Annotated in this window: 21 protein-coding genes; 2 read left to right on the forward strand and 19 right to left on the reverse strand. The window is 49.3% G+C overall.

Annotated features, from left to right (window positions below; all coding sequences use genetic code 11):
• Window positions 1–165: 165 nt before the first annotated feature.
• The 11 genes from ACFRAM_RS03685 to iolD all read right to left on the reverse strand — a co-directional run bounded on the left by ACFRAM_RS03685 (window position 166) and on the right by iolD (window position 15,193).
• The gene (locus ACFRAM_RS03685) at window positions 166–2,280 is read right to left on the reverse strand and encodes a DUF5054 domain-containing protein (protein ID WP_379464576.1); all 2,115 of its coding nucleotides are present in this window, start codon (window positions 2,278–2,280) and stop codon (window positions 166–168) included.
• Window positions 2,281–2,308: 28 nt separating this feature from the next.
• Window positions 2,309–3,844 (reverse strand): Vps62-related protein, encoded by a 1,536-nt coding sequence (locus ACFRAM_RS03690; RefSeq protein ID WP_379464577.1) that lies wholly within the window; start codon window positions 3,842–3,844, stop codon window positions 2,309–2,311.
• A gap of 389 nt (window positions 3,845–4,233) precedes the next feature.
• Window positions 4,234–5,385, reverse strand: coding sequence for a GntR family transcriptional regulator (locus tag ACFRAM_RS03695; RefSeq protein ID WP_379464578.1), 1,152 nt, complete (start codon window positions 5,383–5,385; stop codon window positions 4,234–4,236).
• Between the two features lie 866 nt (window positions 5,386–6,251).
• Entirely contained in the window at window positions 6,252–6,797 is a 546-nt protein-coding gene (locus ACFRAM_RS03700) for an HAD family hydrolase (RefSeq protein WP_175372460.1), read from the reverse strand.
• A 5-nt stretch (window positions 6,798–6,802) separates the two neighbouring features.
• Window positions 6,803–7,816 (reverse strand): LacI family DNA-binding transcriptional regulator, encoded by a 1,014-nt coding sequence (locus ACFRAM_RS03705; RefSeq protein ID WP_379464579.1) that lies wholly within the window; start codon window positions 7,814–7,816, stop codon window positions 6,803–6,805.
• Between the two features lie 98 nt (window positions 7,817–7,914).
• A complete protein-coding gene (gene iolB, locus ACFRAM_RS03710; protein WP_175372458.1) occupies window positions 7,915–8,748 on the reverse strand; it encodes a 5-deoxy-glucuronate isomerase in 834 nt (277 codons plus the stop codon).
• 18 nt (window positions 8,749–8,766) lie between these two features.
• Complete coding sequence (gene iolG / locus ACFRAM_RS03715; protein ID WP_175372457.1) at window positions 8,767–9,780, reverse strand: inositol 2-dehydrogenase; 1,014 nt, start codon at window positions 9,778–9,780, stop codon at window positions 8,767–8,769.
• Between the two features lie 134 nt (window positions 9,781–9,914).
• Entirely contained in the window at window positions 9,915–11,360 is a 1,446-nt protein-coding gene (locus tag ACFRAM_RS03720) for a CoA-acylating methylmalonate-semialdehyde dehydrogenase (protein ID WP_379464580.1), read from the reverse strand.
• Between the two features lie 37 nt (window positions 11,361–11,397).
• Window positions 11,398–12,405, reverse strand: a complete 1,008-nt coding sequence (iolC, locus tag ACFRAM_RS03725; RefSeq protein WP_066362782.1) for a 5-dehydro-2-deoxygluconokinase — start codon at window positions 12,403–12,405, stop codon at window positions 11,398–11,400.
• A 19-nt stretch (window positions 12,406–12,424) separates the two neighbouring features.
• On the reverse strand, window positions 12,425–13,318 hold the full coding sequence (gene iolE / locus ACFRAM_RS03730; protein ID WP_379464581.1) for a myo-inosose-2 dehydratase: 894 nt from the start codon (window positions 13,316–13,318) through the stop codon (window positions 12,425–12,427).
• A 12-nt stretch (window positions 13,319–13,330) separates the two neighbouring features.
• The gene (gene iolD / locus ACFRAM_RS03735; protein WP_379464582.1) at window positions 13,331–15,193 is read right to left on the reverse strand and encodes a 3D-(3,5/4)-trihydroxycyclohexane-1,2-dione acylhydrolase (decyclizing); all 1,863 of its coding nucleotides are present in this window, start codon (window positions 15,191–15,193) and stop codon (window positions 13,331–13,333) included.
• A gap of 152 nt (window positions 15,194–15,345) precedes the next feature.
• On the opposite strand from iolD, the gene ACFRAM_RS03740 reads away from it, so the two are divergent.
• Window positions 15,346–16,020 carry a hypothetical protein gene (locus tag ACFRAM_RS03740; protein ID WP_379464583.1) on the forward strand — a complete coding sequence of 225 codons (675 nt, stop codon included), beginning with the start codon at window positions 15,346–15,348 and terminating at the stop codon, window positions 16,018–16,020.
• A gap of 307 nt (window positions 16,021–16,327) precedes the next feature.
• Here the strand turns inward: ACFRAM_RS03740 and ACFRAM_RS03745 are convergent, their stop codons facing one another.
• The 5 genes from ACFRAM_RS03745 to ACFRAM_RS03765 all read right to left on the reverse strand — a co-directional run bounded on the left by ACFRAM_RS03745 (window position 16,328) and on the right by ACFRAM_RS03765 (window position 20,422).
• Window positions 16,328–16,807: a GNAT family N-acetyltransferase gene (locus tag ACFRAM_RS03745; protein ID WP_379464584.1), complete on the reverse strand. Its 480-nt coding sequence runs from the start codon at window positions 16,805–16,807 to the stop codon at window positions 16,328–16,330.
• A 322-nt stretch (window positions 16,808–17,129) separates the two neighbouring features.
• Entirely contained in the window at window positions 17,130–17,534 is a 405-nt protein-coding gene (locus ACFRAM_RS03750; protein WP_379464585.1) for a VOC family protein, read from the reverse strand.
• A gap of 42 nt (window positions 17,535–17,576) precedes the next feature.
• Window positions 17,577–18,116 (reverse strand): PadR family transcriptional regulator, encoded by a 540-nt coding sequence (locus tag ACFRAM_RS03755; RefSeq protein ID WP_379464586.1) that lies wholly within the window; start codon window positions 18,114–18,116, stop codon window positions 17,577–17,579.
• A 69-nt stretch (window positions 18,117–18,185) separates the two neighbouring features.
• Window positions 18,186–19,343, reverse strand: coding sequence for a YhgE/Pip domain-containing protein (locus ACFRAM_RS03760; RefSeq protein WP_379464587.1), 1,158 nt, complete (start codon window positions 19,341–19,343; stop codon window positions 18,186–18,188).
• A 149-nt stretch (window positions 19,344–19,492) separates the two neighbouring features.
• A complete protein-coding gene (locus ACFRAM_RS03765; protein ID WP_379464588.1) occupies window positions 19,493–20,422 on the reverse strand; it encodes an NADP-dependent oxidoreductase in 930 nt (309 codons plus the stop codon).
• Window positions 20,423–20,609: 187 nt separating this feature from the next.
• On the opposite strand from ACFRAM_RS03765, the gene ACFRAM_RS03770 reads away from it, so the two are divergent.
• Entirely contained in the window at window positions 20,610–21,173 is a 564-nt protein-coding gene (locus ACFRAM_RS03770; protein ID WP_379464589.1) for a TetR/AcrR family transcriptional regulator, read from the forward strand.
• Window positions 21,174–21,353: 180 nt separating this feature from the next.
• Here the strand turns inward: ACFRAM_RS03770 and ACFRAM_RS03775 are convergent, their stop codons facing one another.
• The 3 genes from ACFRAM_RS03775 to ACFRAM_RS03785 all read right to left on the reverse strand — a co-directional run bounded on the left by ACFRAM_RS03775 (window position 21,354) and on the right by ACFRAM_RS03785 (window position 24,460).
• Window positions 21,354–21,698: a 4Fe-4S binding protein gene (locus tag ACFRAM_RS03775; protein ID WP_175372445.1), complete on the reverse strand. Its 345-nt coding sequence runs from the start codon at window positions 21,696–21,698 to the stop codon at window positions 21,354–21,356.
• Complete coding sequence (locus ACFRAM_RS03780; protein ID WP_379464590.1) at window positions 21,695–23,305, reverse strand: FAD-binding protein; 1,611 nt, start codon at window positions 23,303–23,305, stop codon at window positions 21,695–21,697. The genes ACFRAM_RS03775 and ACFRAM_RS03780 overlap by 4 nt, the downstream gene beginning before the upstream one ends.
• Window positions 23,306–23,389: 84 nt before the next feature.
• Window positions 23,390–24,460: an ABC transporter substrate-binding protein gene (locus tag ACFRAM_RS03785; RefSeq protein ID WP_379464591.1), complete on the reverse strand. Its 1,071-nt coding sequence runs from the start codon at window positions 24,458–24,460 to the stop codon at window positions 23,390–23,392.
• Between the last annotated feature and the right edge of the window lie 92 nt (window positions 24,461–24,552).

Consider the following 24,552-nt stretch of genomic DNA (forward strand, 5'->3'; position numbering starts at 1 on the left):
ATACGCAATTAACAGAATGTTCAATATTATTTTAAGATGAATAAAAAAGGGCTTCACCTTATTTGCAACCCGCTAATCCCTCTTACTTGTCCTATTATAGGACTCAAATGTACTAGGATTATTAGCTGATCATCAAATTTCGGTAAAACCCCTGCTTATTTCCTTTTATTTAAGATTGGAATGTGTGTTCAGACGGAAGCGGAACTTCGCATCATCCCCGTACCACATCGGGAAGTTTGTTCCCCATTTGTTGTTGTGAAGATTGAAGTGCCATCCCCCTGCCAGCGAAACAAAAGTATTGTCGAACTGCAGCAGTCTTCTCTCACCAGGCGCAACAAGTGCAGAATCCAGCGCTGCAATCGAAGCCAGGCCGTCTGCGCCTTCATAGAAAACACCACGATCTATAGCATGCAGATTACGGTTGCCGTCCTTCACCACACTCAGTGGCGAGATTGGACCGCCGAGCTTATCCATCATCCACAGATTCGGGTTATCCACCTTCAGGCCACAGCTGAACCAGCTGGCTTCCGGCAAGCGATTAGCATCTTTTCCGAACCACTGCAGACTAACGTCCACTCCACCGTCTCCGGCAAAGGTGTAGATCAGCTCCAATTCCTTTGGTGCTCCGTATACTTCATGAGCTTCCTTAGGCATGGACAGACGAAGCAAGTATTGATCCCCGTTCGCACCACGAGTCTTTTGCAACTCCCGTACAATTGGCTTGTAAATGCCATGACTTGGCAGCGGACGCACGAACTCAAAACCAGGCTTGCTGAAGTCGGCATCTGCCCACGGATGCGTTAAAGGCAAGTTCTGCATGTACGTACGGAAATATCTGTTGTAATCATCTGTGCCGAAAGTCTCGTAGACGTATTCACCAAACGGATGCTGGGCATCCACCCAGTTCTTGCCGTTGCCGTCGATCAACTGGATCAGAGCGCCGTTCTCATTGAAGGCTACCTCATAGCCGCCGCTGTTGTAAGCCGAATGACTGACAAACGCAGACGACCCGGACAGCTCATTCTTCACTGGCTTCAATTGTTCAAAAGCTGCCCGTGCTTCCGCTTGCTTATCTTCGCTCAATGCTGCGACAGCTGTGTCCAGATATCCACGCTGCTCCGCCCAAGAGCTCTCGATCATCGAGTATGTGCGGCGGCTGGTCTCGGAAGCAAACAATCCGCTGGAATGCTTGTCGAACTCGTCCATAGCAAATGCACCGATGTATTGGAATTTGGCCGGAATATCATTCACGTCAATATCGTCAACTTCTCTCGCCTTGTTGAAGTCTGGCTTCGCGTAGTTGCGGAAATCCGGTAGCCATTTCTTCACATCAAGTCCCCACGTATGCTCTACAACAAGCAGCAAGGCGTCGCTGAAACCTTTGTACTCGGCGCTTGCGATATCGATCCGGCCCTCAGCCAGCCACTTATCTCTCAAGCGCTGCAGCTCACGAAGCTTAGCAACCTTCAGTGGATCAGTAGCTCCGCCGTGAATCCAGGTATCTCCAAGCTCTTCACGCACAACAGGCAGTCGATCACTAACAGTGAGCAATTTTTCAGCAAAAGCATCCAGCGAAGAAGCGATAATCTCAGCATCCGGATAACGCTCTTGAATATGCTCGAACTGCTCACGAATCTCCTCTGCACTTGGCGGTCCACAGTTGTCGCCGGTATGCGCGAACAGCAGGATATCGTCAAGATCGTCGAGCTCTACAGCTTCACCGTAAGTTCCAGCATAGTTAACAATGATCTCGCTGCCGTCTGCCGCCTGCCATCTGAACAGCTTCGGCACGTCTGGGCGCATAGAAGCCGGGTTCACGCCAAGGTGCATATAGCGAATGCCTGCTTCGCTCATGTATGGCACCATCGACAGGGTGTGACCGGGTACATCTGTCATCTTCGAAGCAATCGTCGTTTTGCCGAACTGAGCATCCAGTTCTTGACTGATCGACAGACCGTAGCGGAACAAGGTCGGGTCCATTAGTTCGGTATGCGTTGTGAACGGCAAACCATGCCAGACGATGTGCCCTTTGCGGATTGCTTCATCCATAGCTTTTTTGCCTTCTTCAGACGCATGATCCAAGTAATAGCGAATCAACCAGGAGCCTGTGGTCCACACGAAACGCTCTTTGCCACCTTTGGCTTCAAGCTCCGCAGCTAGCGCGATTGCTTTTGGAATATACTCCTCCATGTACTGCTTTACTACATTTGCTGCTAGATGGGTGAAACCGATATCGAGGTGAGTCTTAAAAACAACGTGTACTTTTTTTCTGCTAGTCATGGTTGTATGCCTCCGTTTTTCAAATAAATTAGTCAAGAACTACATCGTTCGTAAGCGCGCCTTTTTCTTGCGGGCCGGTAGGTCCGCCAGCGAGGAGCGGCTGTCCAAAGAAGGAGCCTTGGGCAGGATTACCAAATTTGTACACCGAGAGACTGTTCGGGTTGCTGTAATCTCTGTCCAGCCAGGACGGCCACGCATTGCCGAGGCCATTGCCAGTTAATGAGTTCGGGTAGTACTGGAATGCCTGAATATTGTTCCATGTATCCCATGCGGTTCCTTGGTTCGCCACATCAATCAGTTGTGTAACGACCAGCTCTTTATACACATGGTTGCCTGGATCTTTCCACATTCCGTGGGAGCCGAAAGCAGAATAGGCTACGGGATGAGTATTATTCACTTTATCTACTTCATTCCAGTTGTATGTTGTGCCGAAGGAATGGGCACCATAATAAACTTGAACCGGTTTAATAAAATTCGTGCCTTGATCCGTGAATTTGGCCAATCTGACGGTTACACGTTCCCAATCCCCTACATGATCGCCTACTTCTGTACCGAATACGGTCTTACCAAGATCATAGGCGCTGTACTGGAAGTATACCAGATCGACATTGTTATACTCCTTCTCTACCCAGAACGCATAGATTGGAGCAGTGGCCAAATCGCCTGAGAAATAAGGGAGCTTTAGTGTATAAGGGTTGAGCTCCGTTTTAGTTTTGAATTCATACAGTCCAGAGCCAGGATTGATATAGCGGTCCAGATGAGGCAGCGTGAACTCTACAGAAGCCGGGAAGTAAGTCTCTCCTTGGGCGAACCAGATCCTTGGCGCAAAGGTTTGTAAAATCTCACGTTTGGCCGTATCGCTGTAAGCATTGCCTGGCACCGCTCTGGTTGTAGAATCCTGTGGTGAAATGGCCTCCACCTTCAAGCTGGATACCGAATCATTAATGTCACTGCCTACATAGATCGCATCAGCGGTCAGAACCTTGGAGGCACCGGAGTAGTTATAATCTTTGAATAGTGTAACCTTATAACCCGGGGCTATACGAATTGCAGAAATAGCGTCATTCCCCACTCCAGCCTTCAGATCATCCACATTGTAATTGCCGATATCAAACTGCTGCTCGAATCCGCCATAAGGAGAATTGGAGTAAGCAATCACCGGCTTGTTCGGACCACCAATCTTCTCCACTTTAAGACTGGAAGTAGCGTCATTGAAGTCATCCAGCCAGCTTGCATCGCTGGTTAGTTGCTTAGTGTCACCAGAGAAGTCCTTGTCACGATACAGGGTCAAGCGGTAGCCCGATGCTACCTTAACTGAAGAAATTTTGTCGTTGCCGACGACATTTAGCTCGTTTACATTGTAAAGGCCAATCCCAAACTGCTGGGAACTGCCGCCAAAATCACCATCCCGATACACGGTTACCGGATTATTATCTGCCGCCAGCGCTGACTGGTTGTCTTCCGCCGTCGCTGGCTGAGCTTCTTCTGCCATTGCAGGCTTTGCTACCGGTAAAATAAGAGATACTGCCAAGAACGATGTTGCAAGCAAAGATTTGATTGTCATATTCGGGCTCCTCTTCGAATAATGATTTCATTTTCTGCTAACATGCATGTCTTCAGGCTTCTGTAGGTCTATGTTCAGGATGTATGATAACGCTTTCCAAAAGGTCCTCCTTTCATGATTAAAGATAACTATACCCTCAGGGTAATCCATGTCAGTGACATATACAATAATAAAATCAACTTTGTTTTGTAAATTATTTCGAGCATACTTTTTAGTATTTGACCATATTTTACAATATTTTCGCACTTTTTAGGGATGAAGATAACACTACTGAGATTTGTTTTCCATATCCAAGAAAAATAATTCCATATGTCACTGACATATAAAAAGCCTATACGATCACGAACATGTGATCATATAGGCTTAAGGACTGAAAACCCCTGTTACATTCAGAGATTGAGATCCCGTACAGAGCTCCGTTCGATAATGGTCGTGTTTACCTTAATCGATACCGCTCCTTCCCTGGAATTCTCCATACGTTTGCAGAGAAGATTGACTGCCGCGTGGCCCAACTGCTGGGTGGTTTGTCTGGCTGTGGTCAACGGGACCGGCAACAAACTGGCGAGCTGGATATCTGAAAACCCGATGATGGACAGCTCATCAGGTACCGGTTTGCCGATTGACAGAGCCGTATTCAAGCAAGAAGTCGCCAGATAATCATCCGCACAGAGGACCGCCGTCATGTCAGGATTATTTTGCATAAAATCAACCAGCTCCTGATTGGAGCCATTCAGGTCCAGCATGTAATCCTCTGAGCAGTTCAGGTTAATATTACGCCCATTCACAGGTAGCTCATAATCCAGCATGGCCTGCATGTATCCTTTATAACGGTCTTCCCGGCTTGTCACTCCGTCGAATGGCATTGAGAGATAACCGATTTCCCGATGCCCTCTCTGAATCAGATATTCCGTCAGATTATAGGCGCCTTGATGATGGTCATGATACACACAATCAATGTTAACCTCGCGAAAAATTCGATCGATGATCACCAGCGGATAGTTTAGCAAATTAAGCTCCAGTACCTTCTCGCTGCAATGTGTTCTGCCTCGAGGGTATAGAATAATTCCGTCAACTCCGTCATCATATAACTCCTGAAGGCTGGTGCTCTCATCCTCTTTATCGGTAGTCATGCGAATAAGCAGGTGGCAACCGGACTTGCGGGCTTCCCGCTCAACGGATGCTATAATTCTAGCCACATAATCATCCACGTTCGGAATCAAAAGGGCGATTCTCCGCTTAAGCAGCGTTTTGCCCTCCTCGATTTGATCCGCTGCAATCTCCCTATCCGGTCCCAAATAGTCACCTGACATAAAGGTACCTCGCCGCGCCAGCCGGTATACAATCCCCTGCTTCTCCAGAATTTGCAGCGCAAGCTTAGCTGTCATTCGGCTGACAGAATACAGCTTGGCCAGCTCTGCCTCAGACGGCACCGGATCATGGGGCTGCAACTTACGCTTGCGAATTTCCTCCAGCACCAAATCAGCAGTTTGCAAATATAAAAGCGGCTTCCGATCCGGCTTCTGATGTTGTTGTTCTTCCATGTATGGCATCTACCTCAATTCCGTATTGCTATCTTTCTTTAGTCATTTTCTCATGAAAAAGATAGTTCGATATAGCTATTGTACAATCCTGTTCAAGAACCGCCACATTTATCGCTAAATTAGACAAATTTAGATACGAACTTAAGGCTCGGTTGTCACTACGGTGAATGTTGGACTTCCCCACCTAGAAAAAATAAGAGAGCAACAACCGCAGTCCACACTTCACCGGAATATTCGCCTGAGTCTACGTTCGAGCTTAGGAAGGATTTGATAACAGGAAAATATACCGTTAATTTTCCCCTCTCACCTTATTTTCTGTGAATAAAGGGATTTTCTCCAGTTAAATACCTGTTTTATTCCTCAATGATCTTGGCATGAGGTAATTAACAGGACATTTTCCAGTTATTTTTAGAAAAGCAGAGAATTTAATCAAAATAACAGGAGTTATTCCCGTTATTACAATGCCCTATCAAGTGAATTGAACTTTTCGGCGCATTTGTCAGTTGAAGCCGTGCAATCCTTGTGAACTAAGCATACAGAAGGGTTCATTTCTATTTTGTACCTTAGGCTACATAAAGACTGTTAATTACACGTCCGAGTCATTTTCGAAATTGCGTTGTGTTTATAAGCCTGTTATCTATACATTCCGCGCCGCGTGCGCCTCCCGGCGCGCGGTGCGTGGCCCAAGGTGGTGGTCAAACCTCTAGTATAAAAAAAACAGCCCTTTGTCCGAAGGATGGTTAATAACCAATTCTTCGGACAAAGGGCATGCATAGATTGAATTTCAAATTTTCAAAGTAGGACAGATGTCCTTATCCCCGAATGATATTTTCTAGCACAATCTATACAACAGGCAATCAGCCTTATTATTGCAGTTCGGCATTCAGCCGTTCAATGAGCTCAAGCAATTGCAGCGGTTCACTGACGGTATGTGTCGGCCGTTCGGATTCATCCGCCGGCTCGTGAGGATAACGCGGCGTCCAGCTCTGAAAGATGCTGGTGATGCCAAGTGCGTTGGCTCCCTTCATATCGCGGCTCAGGTTGTTTCCAATCATAACGGTCCGGGAGAAATCTTGCTCAGACAAGTCAAGCGCGCCGATTGCGGCCTTGAACATCCGAGGGCTAGGTTTGATCGCTTTAATATTCTCAGAAATAATCATTGCGCTGAAATAATCGTGAAGTCCATGCTGCTTGAATACGTTCTTGAAAGATTGTGCATCACCATCGGCCACCAAGGCCAGTGTGTAGCCTCTCTCATGCAGAGTTTGAATCGTGATATCTGCACCAGGGATCAGATCCGCACTGATAACGATGCCTTCTTCGTCCCGAATCTCGGTCGATTCATCTACAATGGTATCGCCGCTGTCAAAAAAGATAATTAACCTCTTGTCGTCCATATTCTTTATGACCATCCTCTTCATTCGATTGGCGGACTGCCTGTGGATTCCCGGATGACCAGTTCCGGCTGCATGACAATTCTCTGCTTTATATCATCTGCGTTATCCAGACTGCCGATCAGCAGATCGAACGCCAGCTTCACCATCTGATCCATAGGCTGGGCAATGGTTGTCAGCGTCGGGTTCGTCACCGTGGACAGTATGGTATCGTCAAAGCCGATGATCGAGAGCTGCTCCGGTACGGATATACCCGCTTCCTTAGCAGCTTGCAGAGCGCCGATAGCAAGCAAATCGTTGCAGCAGAACAAAGCCGTGGGACGTTCCGATCTCCGTATGATCGCAGCGGCTGCCCGTTTGCCGTCTTTAATATTCGACTCGCAAGAGAGAATCTCCTCCGGGTTCAGTGAAATCCCCGCTTCGAATAATCCAAACCGGAAGCCTCTGACCCGCTCAAAGCTGCTGCTCACCTTGAAATTCTCCGAAAGAACCGCCACTTGCTTGTGGCCCTTACCTAGCAAATACCGGGCGGCAAGCTCACCGCCTCTGAAGTCGTCCGTCAGGACGCTGTGCACCGAAATGCCCGCGGCCTCCCGCGCAATCATAACGATCGGAAAGGATTTTTCTGCGAGTAGCGCCAGAATTTCCGCATTCTCCAAGCCGGTTCCGATCAGAATTCCGTCAACGTTCTTTTGCTCCAACAGCCGGATGTATTTCTCCACACGTTCATCCCTGTTGTCGGTACTACAAACGATGACACTGTAGCCGCTTGAATGTGCCAGGTCCTCTACCGTTCTCGCGATCTCAGAGAAAAAGGGGTTGGAGACGTCAGGAATCAGAAGACCTATCGTGTAGGTCTTCTTCCCCATTAAAGCAGACGCAATGACACTGGGCTGATAATTCAGCCGCTCCATCACCTGCAGAATTTCTTCACGCCTTTTCTTGCTTACTTTCCCTTTGCCGTTAATTGCGTTGGAGACGGTGGCAATCGATACGCCCGCTTCCTTCGCAACATCATATATCGTGGTTGCTTTCATGGCATAGCCTCATTATTATCGGATTGTTAAGGGATAGTTTCTCTTCGGTCAAACCCCTATCACGTTATTATCCGATGAATATACTCTTTTTGCAACACTCATTCACTCTCAGTTGGAGCAGTAGTGCGGGGCTGTGCGAGCCATTCGTGATCTGGATCATTGTGGAATTTCCAGATCCGGGTTGGTCCAGCCATCACGTTCAAGTAGTATACATCATAGCCTGGAGGCGCTGAAACAGGGTGATAACCTTTCGGTACGAGCACGGCTTCGCTATCTTTGACAGCCAGCGTCTCGTCGAGGGAACGGTCATCCGTATATACACGCTGAACGGCAAAGCCCTGCTCAGGCTTCACATGGAAGTAGTACGTCTCTTCCAGTAGTGATTCGTCAGGGAGCGCATCCCGGTCATGCTTATGCGGAGGATAACTCGACCAGTGCCCCTGCGGTGTGAATACCTCGACCACCAGCAGACTGTCGGCCGGTTCCTGCTCCGGTAAAATATTATGGATGAACCGCTGCGTAGACCCTTCTCCTCTAACCTCAACGCCTACATCGCTAGGCGCGATCAGACGAGCGTCATGGTTTCCGTGGCCTGGGGCCTTGCATACCGCAAGCTCCAGTTCAGTAACAGCAGTTACCTTGAAACGGTTGTCATTCGGGACGTAGACAGAATAAGGTGGAATCTGCTCGAACACGCTCATTCTTTGCCCGATATTGAGCCAGGAAGCATTGGCAGTCGCGATGTCTGCTCTACCACTCAGAAGCACGAGACATACCTCGTTTCCGTCTGTAGACTGGCTTAACGTCTCGCCTGGACTCAGTCGATAGACCTCAAAGCCTACATAGGTCCAGCCAGCGGACTCCGGTGTTACCGATAGAGCGGGATGATTTCCTGAACGCTTGGAATCCGGACTAACAATCAGCTTGCTCACGCTTTTCACAACCTTTCCTTATTGTAATTCCGAGAGTTTTACCGGACGGTTCTCTTGCATAGAAAGCTTCGCTGCCCGGGCAATTCTTTCCGCCTGCCAGCCGTCATTTCCATTGACCGAAACTGCCTTGCCTAGTAGGAGGGTATCGATAAATTGCTGTGTTTCATCTACATATGCTGCATTATAACGTTCCAGGAAGAAGTGCAGCGGCTTGTCGCTTTGGATGCCGTCTTCTGTACTCAAAACAGCCGTATTCGGGAAATCATTAGCGGCCGTTACAGAGCCTTTCGATCCGAACACCTCTACACGCTGGTCATAACCGTAAGCCGCCTTGCGGCTGCAATCGATGACGCCAAGCGCACCGTTCGCGAAACGGAGGGTCACAATCGCTGTATCCACATCGCCATATTGGCCGAACACAGGATCAATCAGTACGCTACCTTGTGTGTATACTTCTTCAACTTCACTGCCCGAGAGGAAACGCGCCATATCAAAGTCATGGATCATCATATCCATGAAGATGCCCCCAGAGACCTTAATGTATGCTTCTGGTGGTGGCCCCGGATCCCGGGAGGTAATCTTGATCAGATGAGTGTCACCAATGGCACCGTTCTGTACATGCTCACGCACCCGTTTAAAGTTGTGATCGAACCGGCGGTTGAAGCCGACTTGCAGTTGTACGCCTGCCTTAGATACGGCTTCGATGGCTTCTTCAGTCTGACGGATATCCATACTGAGCGGCTTTTCACAGAAAATATGCTTGCCTTGCTCTGCCGCCTTTTTGATCAGAGGGACATGCGTATCTGTGGAAGAACAGATAAATACAGCGTCAATCTCAGGATGGTTCAGAATCTCTTCGCTGTCCTTAGTGACGATAGCAATGCCTCTGGATGCTGCCCATTCTTCAAGTTCCGGACCTGCGAACAGGTCGCTCACAGCAAGAATTTCTGCTTGCGGATGTCTAATCAAGTTGTCGGCATGGATTTTTCCGATTCTGCCGGCGCCGATAATACCGAATTTCAGCTTCTTCATAGTCGTCAGCCTTTCTGTAGTGGGGTGTAAATTCGATTCCGATTTCTCTTCTATATGGATTCAGTCCACTCCATCATTCCCCGGCTCACAGCCGGGGATTTGCTATTTCGTTGTTGTAAGGCTGCTATTATCGATTACCAGCGAGCGGTAACCATCTTTTTGCGGGTAAAGAATTCCACGCCATCCGTTCCGTTGGCATGCAGATCACCGTAGAACGATTTCTTCCAGCCCGAGAACGGGAAGAAGGCCATTGGAGCGGGTACGCCGAGATTGACACCGAGCATACCTGCATCGATAGTTTCACGGAATTGACGCACACTGCTTCCGTTGCTAGTGAACAAGCAAGCCCCGTTCGCAAACTCTGAACGATTGGCAATAGCGATTGCATCCTCCAGCGTATCTGCACGCATCACGGACAGAACCGGTGCGAAAATTTCATCTTTCCAAATCTTCATTTCACTGCTCACCCGGTCAAAGATGGTCGGCCCTACGAAGTATCCGGAGTTTTGAACAGCTTCATCCTTCCGTCCGTCTCTAACCAGTACACCGCCTTCAGCTTCCCCGGATTCGATGTAGCCAAGGGTTCTTTCCTTGTGTCCGCCACGGATCACTGGACCGAGGAACGTTCCTTCTTCCAGCCCGTTACCGATAGTAATCTGATCGGCAGCGGCAGACAGACGCTCAACAAGCTCATCGGCAACATCACCGACAGCGACTACAACCGCGCAAGCCATACAGCGTTCGCCAGCAGAGCCAAATGCAGCATTGACGATTTCTTTAACCGTCAAATCGAGATCCGCGTCAGGAAGCACGATGGAGTGGTTCTTCGCGCCAGCCAATGCTTGCACCCGTTTGCCATGCGCCGTACCTGTTGTATACACGTACTCTGCAACTGGTTGTGAGCCAACGAAAGATACTGCCTTAATCTCCGGATGCTCCAGAATACCGTTCACGACATCATGTGCGCCGTGTACGATGTTCAGCACGCCGGCTGGCAAGCCTGCTTCATGGAACAGCTCAGCCAGACGATTCGCCAGAAGCGGCGTACGTTCGGATGGTTTCAATACAAAGGTGTTACCAACGGCAATCGCCAGCGGGAACATCCAGCAAGGTACCATCATCGGGAAGTTGAACGGCGTGATACCGCCGATTACGCCGATAGGATAACGGTACATACCCGATTCTATGTTGGATGCAATATCCGGCAATTGTTTACCCATCATCAGGTTTGGTGCACCTGCAGCAAACTCGACGCATTCGATCCCACGCAGCACCTCGCCACGCGCTTCGCCCAAGCTTTTACCATTTTCCTTCGTAATCAGGGTAGCCAGCTCTTCCCAGTGATCCACCAGCAACTGCTGATATTTGAAAAGCACGCGTGCCCGGCGCGGAACCGGTGTCCGGCTCCAGCTTTCAAAAGACTTGCGGGCGGCTTGGACCGCTGAATCTACGTCACCCTTGGAAGACAATGGCACCTGCGCCAATACTTCTTCTGTAGCAGGGTTGTACACATCATCGTATTGTGCAGCGGAAGACTCCACCCATTCTCCGCCGATCCAGTTCTTTAACTTCGTTGTCATCGTAGTCCCTCGCTTATAGTAGATTTCGCGGCTTTGCTTAGCCAGCTATGATTTCGCCGCGGTTGCAGCGTTCAATATAATCTTCAACTTGTGCTACAGTCGGCATGGCATCTGAACAGCTATGGCTGGAAATGACGATACATGCTGCCGCACTGCCGAATTCCATGCTTTTCTCAATAGTCAGACCGGACATGAGCCCGTGAATGAAGCCTGCGGCATAAGAGTCGCCAGCTCCAAAAGTCTTGATAACCTTCGCCGGATAGGATTTAGCCCGTTGCTCCAGCCCCTCTGCGGTGTAAGCGATGGAACCTTCCTTGCCGTGTTTGATAATAACGAGTTTGGCAGAGTAGTTGAACCACTTGGAAGCTGTGAAGCTGTCGCTATGCTCGTGATTATTTTCAAACCGCTCCATGCTGTCGAATTCTTCTCTTGTGCCAATAATAATGTCGCTTTTCTCAGCCGCTAGGTTGTAATATACCGCTGTTTCTTCGGCAGAATTCCAGGTATAAGGACGATAATCGATATCCAGAATGACTGTGGTGCCATGCTTACGGGCATAGTCCAGGGACAGAAGCACAGCTTCCCGGGAAGGACTGGCGGCGAGCGCTGTACCCGATACAAGCAGAGCCTTACTGTTCGCAATCAGTTCCTCATTCACTTCAAGCGGTCCCAGCTTCAGATCAGCTACATTGTCGCGATACATCAGAATGCTGCATTCGCTCGGGCTCTTGATTTCGGTAAAAGCAAGTCCTGTAACCGCACCCGTCTTGTCTGTAACGACATTACTGGTATCAATATCTTCTTTCTCCAGGTACCCTTGGATAAACCGTCCCATCTGGTCATCGGCAATCTTGCCGATAAATGCTGTTTTGTGGCCCAATCGGCTCATGCCAATCGCAATGTTAGCAGGCGATCCGCCAACGTATTTGGTAAACGTCATTGTCTCTTCCATAGGCCGGTTAATCTCATTCGCATTCAAATCGATGCACAAGCGGCCAATCGCAGTAAAGTCAAACTTCCTTCCGGAAGGAAAAATGTAAGACAATAGGTTCACCCTCCTTCGTTTATAGTAAAGATTCCAAGTAGCGGAGTGCCTTCTCTGCATATTCACGAGCCGGATGCTCGCCTGGGTCCTGCTCCCCTTCAAGGAGCGCCCAGCCTGTATAGTTTCGGCTCACAAGCTCGCCGATAATCGGTTTGAAATCAATGCAACCATCTCCGGGAACCGTGAACACGCCTCTGCGAATGCAGGTGACGAAGTCCACGCCGTCTGCTCTAGCCTGCTCCAGCAGCGTTGGACGTACATCCTTCAGATGCACATAAGCCACCCGATCATAATGCTTGCGCAGGACATCCAGCGGATTCGCCCCGCCGTACAATGCATGACCGGAATCGAAAAGCAGATATACAGCCTGTGGATCTGTCAGCTCCATCAGCTTGTCGATTTCTTCCGGGCTTTCTACAGCAGTGCCGCCGTGATGATGGTAAGTCAGCTTCAAGCCATACTCTTGGGCAATTCTGCCCGCAGCGTTCAGGCCTTCTACCAGGCTGGCCCAGCCCGCTTCATCAAGACGAATGACTTCACTCTCATTTGGCGTCCGTCTCGGATCGAAGTGCAAAGAGCCGCCTACCTCGCAGGTGCTTATAACTTTGCTGCCCATGCTCTGCAGGAATTTGGCATGCTCCCGGAAAGCTTCCAGCTCCTGCTCACGATAAGCAGGATCGGAGAACAATACGGATTTCCACTGGGAGACTAGCTGAATATCACGCTTCGCCAGCTCTTCTTTCAGCAATACGAGATCCGTCGGGAACTTTCTGCCCATCTCTGTACCCTTAAGACCCAAGGAATGTATATCGTCCAAAATCTGCTCGTAAGTGGTATCATTGCCATGCTCTTTAACATCTTCGCCGACCCAGTTGATAGGGTGAACGCCTAATTGAAATGGAAACCGTGTCATCACTTAGTCCTCCTAGTAGACTCTCGCCTGAGATAACTTCTCGTTCATTGCCTGATGCGCATCCGTAACTTTAGTGCTCGAGGAAACGGCGGGAACCCCTACATTCCACCAGGATTCATAACCGTCGGTATTTGTACCGGCAAGAACCGGAATTTCAATTAATGTAGTGCGTGTTTCTTCCTTCGCTGCCTTGAGGGCTTGCTCAAGTTCTTCTGGTGTAGTCGCTTTGTATGCGGCTGCGCCAAGGCTGCGGGCATGAGCTGCAAAATCAATCGGGAGCGGCGCCCCTGTGTAGCGGCCTGTACTCTGTTCACGATAACGGAACTCGTTGCCGAAGCCGTCACTGCCATGTCCGCGCTGCAGGTTATGAATACATTGATAACCATGATTGTCGAATAGCAGCACAGTGATCTTGCGCCCTTCCTGGAGGCTTGTGACCAGTTCGGAATGGAGCATCAGATAACTGCCGTCTCCGACAAAGGCGTACACATCACGTTCCGGCTCTGCAAGTGCAACGCCGAAAGCTCCGCTGACCTCATATCCCATACAGGAGAAGCCATATTCCATGTGGTAGCCCTTTGGCTGTCCGACCCGCCACAGGCGGTGAAGGTCGCCCGGCAAGCTGCCTGCCGCACAGACAATAACGGCTTCGTCGCCAATCGTCTCGTTGATGACGCCAAGTGCGCGCGTCTGAGCGAAGCCTTCTGGATGTTCCAGTTCGTACAGTCGGTCTACCTCATTCTTCCACTCGGTACCAAGCGCAGTGATCTGCCCGTCAGCATAAGAACTGCTATAACCTGCAGCACTCAAGCCTTCCAGGAGCTGAAGGATGACCGTCTTCGCATCTCCCGTCAAGGCTACGCCGTCAAGCTTGGCGCCATCCATACGGTTGATGTTGATATTCAGGAACTGCGCTTCCGGATGAAACGCAGATTTGGATGAGGTCGTAAAGTCGGAATATCTTGTGCCGATGCCAATAATCAAATCTGCTTCTTTGGCTACCTTGTTGGCGGCCAAAGCACCGGTCACGCCAACTCCACCAACGTTGAGCGGGTGGTTCCAAGGCAAGGAGCCCTTGCCTGCCTGTGTTTCCGATACCGGAATACCAAATTTCTCTGCAAATTCAGCAAGCGCTTTCGTCGCCTCTGAATATTTAACGCCTCCACCGGCGACGATCATTGGCTTGCGTTTGGACTTCACAAGGGCAATCGCTCTCTCCAGAGTCTGGGGAGCCGGTTGTTGGCGTTCTACATAATGCACACGCTTCTCGAAGAAGGATGCCGGATAATCATAAGCTTCAGCCTGCACATCCTGTGGCAGTGCCAGAGTAACCGCGCCAGTCTCGGCCGGATCTGTAAGCACGCGGATCGCGTTCAGTGCCGAAGTCATCAGTTGTTCAGGGCGGACAATGCGGTCCCAAAATCTGCTCACCGGCTTAAAAGCGTCGGCTGCCGAAATAGTATAGTCATGACCGGCTTCAAGTTGCTGTAGTACCGGGTCAGGCTGTCTGGAAGCAAAGTTGTCACCCGGAAGAAGCAGCAGCGGAATGCGGTTGACCGTTGCCGTTCCGGCTGCAGTAACCATATTCAAAGCACCGGGACCAATGGAAGTGGTGCAGGCATAAATTTGTTTGCGATTGTGTTGTTTAGCGAACGCGGTGGCCGCATGTGCCATCCCCTGTTCGTTCTTGCCTTGGATGAAATTCAGGCTGCCTGAGCTTCGCTCCAGGGCCTCACCAAGACCGGTTACATTGCCATGACCAAAGATTCCCATTACCCCGGCAACAAATTTTGTTTCTACTCCGTCGCAGGAAATGTACTGTTGATCCAGAAATCTTAATAGGGCCTGTGCCATTGTTAAGCGGATAGTAGTCATTGTATCCTCCCTATTTGTGAGTTAAGCGCTTATCAAAATTAAATAAATGTAAATGCAATCATTTTATATTCATTGTATAGGTAAAGCGCTTAATCCAATGTTACAATGAATAGGACAAAAAAATCAATCATTATTTCTTGGAGGTTTTGCTAATGCCTGTTGTCGACCATCTTCGTCCCTTCTGGGACACTGTACTTCGCGTTGCACCGTTACTATATTTGGACCGCCGGGAGCCCTTCAAACCGCATCGTGTAGGAGTCACTGTGTTTGAGACGACCGCACCCTCAGTTTCTTTTGACCGGATCGTCCATGTCGATACCAGCAAGTATAGCCTGGTCATTGAGTACGCTATTTATTACGATTATGACATTCAACATATTTATGACTTGGAGCATGTTTGGGTATACCTGAATCATGACGGTGGCATCGAGTACGCTGAAGTCAGCTTCCATGGCCATTTTCTGGTAGGATTAATGCGCGACCGCAGCAATTTGACAGATGAGGGTGTGATCAAAATCTATGTTCAGCCTGGTAAACACGCCATGGCCGCACATGAAGAATTGTTCCGGCTGCTCCCGAACGTCGAGAGATGCTGCCAGGAAGAAGCGGGAATCGAAGGTGTGCTGGAACCGGACATGTTCAGTGGTGAATTCAAGCCAGGAGTACATATCGATCCCCCAGCCGAAGCGCATTTACGAACCTTCAGTTTTCAGCCTTCGTTCGAATATGTTCCCTATCCCTTGCCTGAGGAGACATTTGTCTCCTGGCCAGAACTGCGCGAAGAGATTCCGGTACGCATGAAGGCTCTTATTGACACGATTAGGTAAAAAATATTAATTATTTGGAAAATAAAACAAAGAGGTATCCTCCAAGCCGTGAATGGCTGGAGGATACCTCTTTGTGTGTTAAATGTCCGATTTGCCAACCTCTTTGCCCCTTAACCTTATTCAACAATGACTAAACCGAGGGCGATGAGCTTAGCTTTTTACCATGTCTTGGATTTAGAATAAATTAAAAGCGTCTACCGTAGATTTCATTTGAAATTCTCAGGTTTTTCTACATACCACTCCGTCAAACCGCATTGGACATTGATGATTCAGAACAATCAACTCTTTCTACTTTGTGGGTCTTTAATTAACTACTAAAATCTTGTATTCTTCGACCGTTTTCGAATCGTTCTTTAAATTCCCCTTTAGTGTATTCGTTAATGGTTTTGTTCCAAAAAGCTTGAGCTGGTCGGTTACTTTCTAATTGATAAACCTCCCAGTCGCCCTTGTGTAAATCGAATAGTTGTTTGGCTACTGCTTTACCAATTCCTTCTTTTCTATACTTCTTCATAATAAAGAACTCTGCGATTGAAAAATAATTACGTTCTTCTGATTCAATGAACCTTACTAACACAAATCCTGCATATTTTTTATCTTGTTTAATGACATAAGGAAACCGTTGATTAACTTCTTCCCAATATTCGTCTAAATAAGGATAAGCCCCAAAAAGTCCATCTTCTTCAACATCACATTTTACAAATTCAGAAAAGTCATAAATATAAAATTGCATTAAGTTTTTTATGATTTCTTTTTCTTTTTTAGTAGCTCGTAACAATTCATAATTCATTCAAGAGTCCGCCTTTTTATAGTCTTTATGTATCTCTGCCTTGAACTTTAATAACCACATTCTCCTTCCATGATTATACAACTAACACCCTAGAGGTGATAGCGATGATTAAAAGTCAACTCCAACACACTGGATATCCCTTTTGCCCAGTTAGATCAAGGTCTACTTGCCAATCTCAGGCTACGAAATCCAACTCTCCACAAATATCCAAAGAAGATATGTTTTTATGAAACATTATTCAAATAAGAAACCTGTCTTCCCTTTAGAAATGGAAAAAGACAGCCCTTAAATAGGAGCTGTCTGCATAAAAATATAATCCTTTTTATTTCCCTTGCATGCGCACATAGGGTTCATATGAAGAGATTTCAACCAGATTCTCATCAGGATCCCTGATATAAATGGAGTACATCGGCCCAAGTGCGCCTGTACGCTCTACCGGACCCAATTCAATCTTGACACCCTGCTCTGCCAAATGCTTTTTTACATCATTCAGTGAATCACTGGTAATCAGACAGAAATCGCCGGACCCCATCGTCGGCCGCTTAGCTTTCGGGTCAATCTCCTGGCCAACCTGCTGGAAATTGATCTTTTGTTGTCCAAACTTTGCTGCTTTCCTGTCCTGTCCGAATGAGATGATCTCCATCCCAAGGACTTCGCCATAAAAGCGGCAGGAAGCCTCTACATCGCGGACAGTCAGCACCAAATGATCGAATCTGGCGATTTTCACAGTTCTCACTCCCGGTAACTAGAAGTAGCCTTTGTTGTGCTGTTATTCAGCCCCGGCGCGCTCACGGACAGTGGTCAGCACCTTATGGAGCCAGTTGATATCCTTTTGATACGTTTGGTTCGCATGATCCATAATCAGACTAACGGCTTCCCGTCTCTCCACCGGAATAATAGTGAGCTCAGGATCGGTTTCTTCTATGAGGCTGACCTTTTTGTTCAGCTTCTCGATGGCCTCCTCAATGACATAAGCAAGTTTATGGGGATCGACCTTATCCAGAAATAGCAACGAGGAATACAGTGATCGGATATCGCTGAAATTTTTGAAAACATCATATATTTCCTCTTCCAGAATTATCCTTCCCTTGTCCGTGATACCGTAGGTGGTCTTCTCAGGACGATTGTCAGATTGCACCACTTTGAGCTTCTTTATAAGCCCCTTCTTCAACAACACCTCGAAGTTATAATACAGCGTCCCGTCGTTGATGGACACCGTGTTGTCCAGTGGTTTGAGGTTCTTCTTAATGTCATAAGGATGATGCTCACCCTCACTCAGCATACCCAGGATAAATATTTGAAGCGACAATAGTGTCCTCTCCTTCATGCATATTTAAAAGGGGCCCACGAGGAGATTTCTGAGCCCGCTATTGTTATTTTACATGAAAAGCGGCTGCGGTGCAGGTTCTATTGCTTCTTTAGGCTGTTTTACTGTCTTGAACAGATGGATCAGCGTATTAATTAACAGCGCTCCAAGACCGACTAGCACTAGGCCTGTGAGATATACCCCCGTTTTGCCGCCGCCGAACAGCAAGTTGTAATCCAGATGCAGTGTATAGAACATCGGGGAAATGTAGCTGACAGCCTTGAACACTCCGCTCATCATTTCCTGTGGAACCACGGAACCGTTGGCAATCGTCTGGGTCAGCAGAATTGGTAAATTCAGAAGCATCCCCGCCTGGCCCAGCAGCAGGCAGCAAATACTCGTAAACTCAATAGCCACGAACATTTCCAGTGAATGCACCATCCACACTTTCATAAATGTCTCTGCACCATAACCATGAACCGCGAAGTACAATGAAACGCCGACAAGCGGGGCTATCAAGGATATCAGCACATTGACACCTTGCAGGGACAAGAAGGCTTTCCATTTGCCAAGGCGGGATCTCAACTGATTCAAAGCGCCAATACTCATCATGGAATAAATCATCGCGCCCACATAGGAAGACATCGTCAGGAACATTGGAGCCATCTGATTGTGCATTCCAGCTGGCTGTGGATTGGTCGTCACGACATTGGCATCCACCTTATTCATTACACCAGCAACCATCTGCTGCGCCTGGGCTTCAGGCACTTTCATACCTTGCAGAATACCATCGAAGCTCTGGGTCTGTAATTGCGTGCTAATCTTGTTCGTGATCTGGGTGACAACATTCTGCATGGTACTGCTTACAGTAGCGGGATTAGACTGGTTAATGAAAAAATCCAGTTTCACCTGTTCTCCCTGCGCAGACAGCTTCTGCGTAAAATCCTGCGGAATATGCATCACCAGATGGGTGCTGCGATCCTCCAGCTCTTGCTTAGCCTGTTCCAGTGACAGATTCGTTACGACATGAAAAGGCATTTGCGCCTGAATCTCCTTCACAAACGTTGCCCCAGCCTGCTGATCCTCGTTAACAATGGCCACAGTAAGCTTGTCGATATCCTTAGGCATCGAGCTATACCCGCCCATAAAAATCCCGATCATGATGATCTGATAAAAGATCATCATAAAGACGCCACCCAAAATCCCTTTGTGCTTCAGAAATGATTTCATACTCCAGCTCCACCTTATACTTTATTTTAAATACTCTAATTAAAGTAATATAATCAGAGTTAGGTGTCAATGGAGAATAGAAAGGAAAAAAACAGGTTTACAAAACTGCCGCAGCACTTTTATAAACCTGTTAAGTATTTTCACATAACCTATTCCTTGATTTGGATAACCAACTTGCCGTTGATATGACGGCTTTCGCTTTTCCGGTGCGCCTCGGCCACTCCCTTCTGTGACAGTGGAACAACACCGTTAATATGAACCTTCAGTTTATGCTCTCTAACCCATTCTTCAATCTGCGCAAAATCACTTGCATGGGGCTGAATGAGCGCAAATCTTGCCTCGACATCACTCCGGGAAGCATTTCTCGTAATGGCCCGGTTAATCAGCGAGATTAGCTTGCCTCCCTCCTTGAGAACTTTAAAGCTCATATTCTCAACCTCACCGCCAACACCATCAATGACGACATCCACAGCATGCACAACTTCAGTAAAATCAACAGCAGTATAATCAATAACCTCATCTGCACCGAGCTGTCTAACAAAATCATGATTCCGCGAGCTTGCCGTTCCTATGACATAGGCTCCTGCCCATTTAGCCAACTGTATCGCGATGTGCCCTACACCACCAGCTGCGGCGTGAATTAATATACGTTCTCCTTTACGGAGCTGACCGTAGTGAAAAAGCGATTGCCAGGCTGTAATCGAAACTGCGGGCAAAGCGCCGGCTTCAGCAAAAGAAATATTGGGAGAGATACGGACCACAGCAGATTTATCTACTCTTGCATACGCTGCATAGCTTCCGGAATCCACAAGCCCGAAGACCCGATCCCCTGGTTGTAGGTGATCTACATTCTTCCCTGTCGCCTGGACGATTCCGGCAATATCAACACCCAAAATGTGTGGAAAATCTACTGGAAACATCTCCTGCACCTGTCCGGAACGAATGTAACAGTCCACAGGATTAACTGACGTGGTATACATCTCTACCAACACTTCATCATCATGGATGACCGGAATCGCAACCTCCTCTTCTCTTAGCACATCCGGGGTTCCATATTCATTAAAAATTATAGCTTTCATTGTTGTTCCTCCAGTCGATATTAGATTGACAATTGTTGATTTATAAACAACCGTTCTATAAAATCAAATCTAAAGGCTGGGTTGCCCGGATTCAATCGCTAATGTCTGCGGAATTGTTTATTAATCAACAGAACTACAGCTTGTTGTTCAAAATCTATCAATCAGAAATAGAAATTGGAGGTTAAAGATGGACAGGCGCATACTAAAAACCCGGTCAGCCATTAAAAAGGCATTTATTGAGCTGATGGCCGAAAAGAAGTTCGAAGAAATCACCATTAACCAAATCTCTGAACGGGCCAACCTTAACCGAGGTACCATATACTTACATTACATGGATAAATATAATCTCCTGGAGAAATGCATTGAGGAGCACTCCGAGGTGTTGCGGGGGCTGTGTGTTCCGGAAAATCATGAAGATCACCATCTACCGATCAGAGATTCGCTGCTGCGGGCCTTTGAATATATAGAGAAGCATTATTTGTTTTATTATTCCATGCTCAATAACAAAGGCTTGTTCTACTTCTGGCAAAACATGCAGCAGATGATGATGCAGGGCATCAGCAGCCAGATCTCCATGGATCGTATCAATCAGCACGCCAACAAAGAAATTCTGGTCCGCTTCCTGACATCAGCCGCTGTAGGGGTCGTGGAATGGTGGATTATGAACGAAATACCCTATTCCGCTGAAGAGATCGCGGATGAAATATGGCTGCTGCTGGAGCGAAATCAGGTGCAAAAAGAGATCGTGTAAGGATATCTGCCGTCATCTATTCAGCACAAAAAGGGATTGGAAGCTCCGGCCAGGCCGAATCTGTTCCAATCCCTTTAAGTAATTACTCAAGCGTTCAGTTGCCCTCTCTTCCCTGCTCCTATATTGCTCCTGAAGGGGAAGAAAAGAAGGGAGAAAAAAACGCATGCGGACGTCCGCCTCTTACCTGCCCCTATATTGCTCCGTGAAGGTCTCGAAAAAAGGCGTCGTATCCCGCTCCGCCATCGTGGACACGGAATCCCGGCTCCAGCCGATTTCGGCCCGCCAGCTTCCCAGAAGCCCGGATGACACCAGTTCCTCCTCGTTCACCTCGACGGAACACTCACCCTGTGGCGCCACATATAGCGCATCCACAGGACAATAAGCTTCGCACATGAAGCAGGTCTGGCAGTCGTCCTGCCGGGCGATGACGGGCAGCTTGCCCTGCATCTCGAATACATTGGTAGGACAGACCTTCACGCATAAGCTGCACCCGATGCAGCGGTCCTTGCTGACTAGCTCGATCATATCGCCCGCTCCTCCTGAAGTCTTCCCAGCTCATGAGCGTGAGGCACGCTCTCTGTGCTGGTGCGTATCTGCTCGATACCGGAGAGGATCAGCCGGTGGGTCTGGCGCGGGTCCAAGGCGGGATATTCCGCCAGACTTTGCAAGCCCCGGCTCTCCTTGCGGGCCAGTGCAGCGGTGTAGATCCAGCGGCCGACGATCAGCATGGCGGCCGCTTCTCTTGACTGCACGGTTCCTTGCACCGATGGTGCGATTCTCCCGTGCAGGCTGGGCATGAGGTCCGTCAGCCGCTGCAAGGCGGACTGGACGACTGGCACGCTGCGGAAGTAGTTAATCCGCAGCGGCAGGATTTCCCGCTGGACAGCCGCGATCAGCGGCTTTGCGTCCAGCGCCCTGCTGTGGGTGGCGCCAGCCGGCAAACCATAGCGGCCTGCCGCGATCAGCCGCCGGCTGTCTGCGCCTCTTGGCTGGGCCAGCGCATACTGCGCGGCGCCCTGCCCGGCCCAGCTTCCGCTGCACATGGCCCAGGAAGCGTTGTAGGCTCCGCCGCCGGAGATCGCGCCGGTGACCTTCTCGCGCGAGGCGGCATCCCCGGCGGCATATAAGCCGGGGACAGTGGTGGCGCAGTCGCTGCCCGTAAGGCGCAAGCCGCCGGTACCGCGCATGGTCCCTTCGTAGCGAAGGGTTAGCGGGAACTTGTGCCGGAACGGGTCAATCCCGGCCCGTTCCAGCGGCATGAAGAAGATCGGGTGGGCCCGGCGGAGGAACTCCCTTTTCTCCGCCGTATCGGCCAGATCAAGGCAGGCATAGACAGGACCTTGCTGCATCAGCTCCGGCAGGCTGCCAAAGGTGCGGTCTCCCTTGTGCAGCGGCCGTCCGCCCGCATCATACAGCGTGGCCCAAGCCAGCATGCGCCCTCGGGTGACGGTCCCGTCGGCGAAGCTTGGTGCATATTGGCGGCTGAATTCCATGCCGGACAGCTCCGCACCCGTCTCGGCAGACATCAGCAGCCCTTCCCCGGTCAGCACATTGCAGCCCAGACCTTTGCTGAGAAAGGCGCAGCCGCCGGTAGCCATGACGACGGCATTGGCCCGGATCTCCCAAGTCTCGCCGGTCAAGCGGTTGATACCGCGTGCACCACCGACACCATGCTCGTCATGCAGCAGTTCCAGCGCTGGAGACTGGTCCATAATTTTAACCCCAGCCTTGCGCACCGTCCGCCGCATGATTTGCATATATTCCGGCCCGTGCAGATGCGTCCGGAGCGGCTTGCCCTCCCCATCCTTAGGGAATGGATATCCCCACTGGGCCACCAGTTCCAGATTATGCTCTACCTGGTCCAGAACCCGGTGAATCCAGGCATTTTCGGATAAATATCCGCCTGCCCGGAGCCGGGCCTGAACAGCCTGCTCCCGCAAATCTGCCACCGGCGGAATGACGAGCAGCGTAGTTCCACCAGGCGCGGTTGCACCGCTGGTACCCAGATAGCCTTTGTCCGCCAGTATGACCTTTGCTCCTTGCGAGGCGGCTTTCCAAGCTGCCCAGGCTCCCGCCGGTCCACCGCCCAACACCAGCACATCCGCCGTCCACTGTTGATCCTGCTGAGACATTCGGTTTCCCCCTTATTTACAGGCCATGTCCCATAGACCTTCTGTTCTTGGTGATATTGAGTGCTATTTGAGTGCTATTGAGTGCTATTTCAGCTGCCAATCACTGATCTTAAAATCTTTTTTAGCAAGCTTCTCTTCCACCAGGAAGTTCTTCGTGCCTTCCAGCAGCTTCGTGCCTTCCTCCGTAAACGCGGTATCCTTGATATCGCTGATCGGACTCACTTTCTTCACCAGCTCTGGCGTTGTATTACCGATATCCGCAAGGAATTGATAATATTCGTCCTCATGCTGCTTCAAGTCAGCCAAGGCTTTCTCGCGCGCTTCATTCCATACCTTCGGGAAATCAGGGAACTTCGCCAAGTAGTCATCAGACGCTACGGTTGCACTTGTACCTAGAAGGGTTGGGTGCTGGGTGGCATCGTCCAAAAGGGTATAGCCTTCATCAATCAGCTTAAGTGCAGGCACACCTGTATTGGTGATGGCATCCACATCTCCGCGGGCCAAGGCAGCTGTTCCATCAGGAGTCAGCATATGCACAAGCTTAACACCTGTCACTCCCTCTTCCTTCAGCAATCCAGCTATATAGCGGTGCATGAAGGAGCCTTTTTGGATGGCGATGGTCTTGCCTTGAAGCTCCTTGACAGTCTTGGCACCATTCTTCTTGCCAATCAGATATCCAACGCTATGCGCCGAGGATTGGGAGATGAGACGTGTCTTTGCTCCAGAGGCATACGCTATAATGGCAGGTGTATCACCAAGGCTTCCGGCATCCAGCCGCCCGCTGATCAGGGATTCCGTTTGGTCGGGTCCGTTCGGGAAGCCGGTAAGCTTCACTTCAGTAATACCGTGTTTCTTCAGCTCTTCCTGGATAATTCCCTTGTGAAAGCCCCAGCCTTCTGCTCCGCCTGGAAGATTCAGCTTGTTGGAGCCGATATAGCCAAAGTTAAGCGTCGCAGGCACATTTCCCGATGCCTCGCCGCTCGCAGCCTCAGCCTTCTCTCCACCTGCCGGAGCGGATGCTTCCTTGCCACCACCTGATCCCGCGTTGTTGCCGCACGCCTGAAGCACCATCATAACCATGACTGCACTTGCGATGAGCAGCAAACGCAGCCGTTTGCCCTGTCCCCCTTGATTCTCTCTGAATGCCTTTGCCATTGTTGCTTCTCCCCTCGATGTTGAATGTTGGAATGAATATGAAGACAATATTGCCGATACGATTTCCAGACATGCTTTCAGCTTTGTGTATC

The organism is Paenibacillus sp. NPDC056722, assembly GCF_042790635.1.
In the GTDB taxonomy this organism is placed as follows: domain Bacteria; phylum Bacillota; class Bacilli; order Paenibacillales; family Paenibacillaceae; genus Paenibacillus_AQ; species Paenibacillus_AQ agri.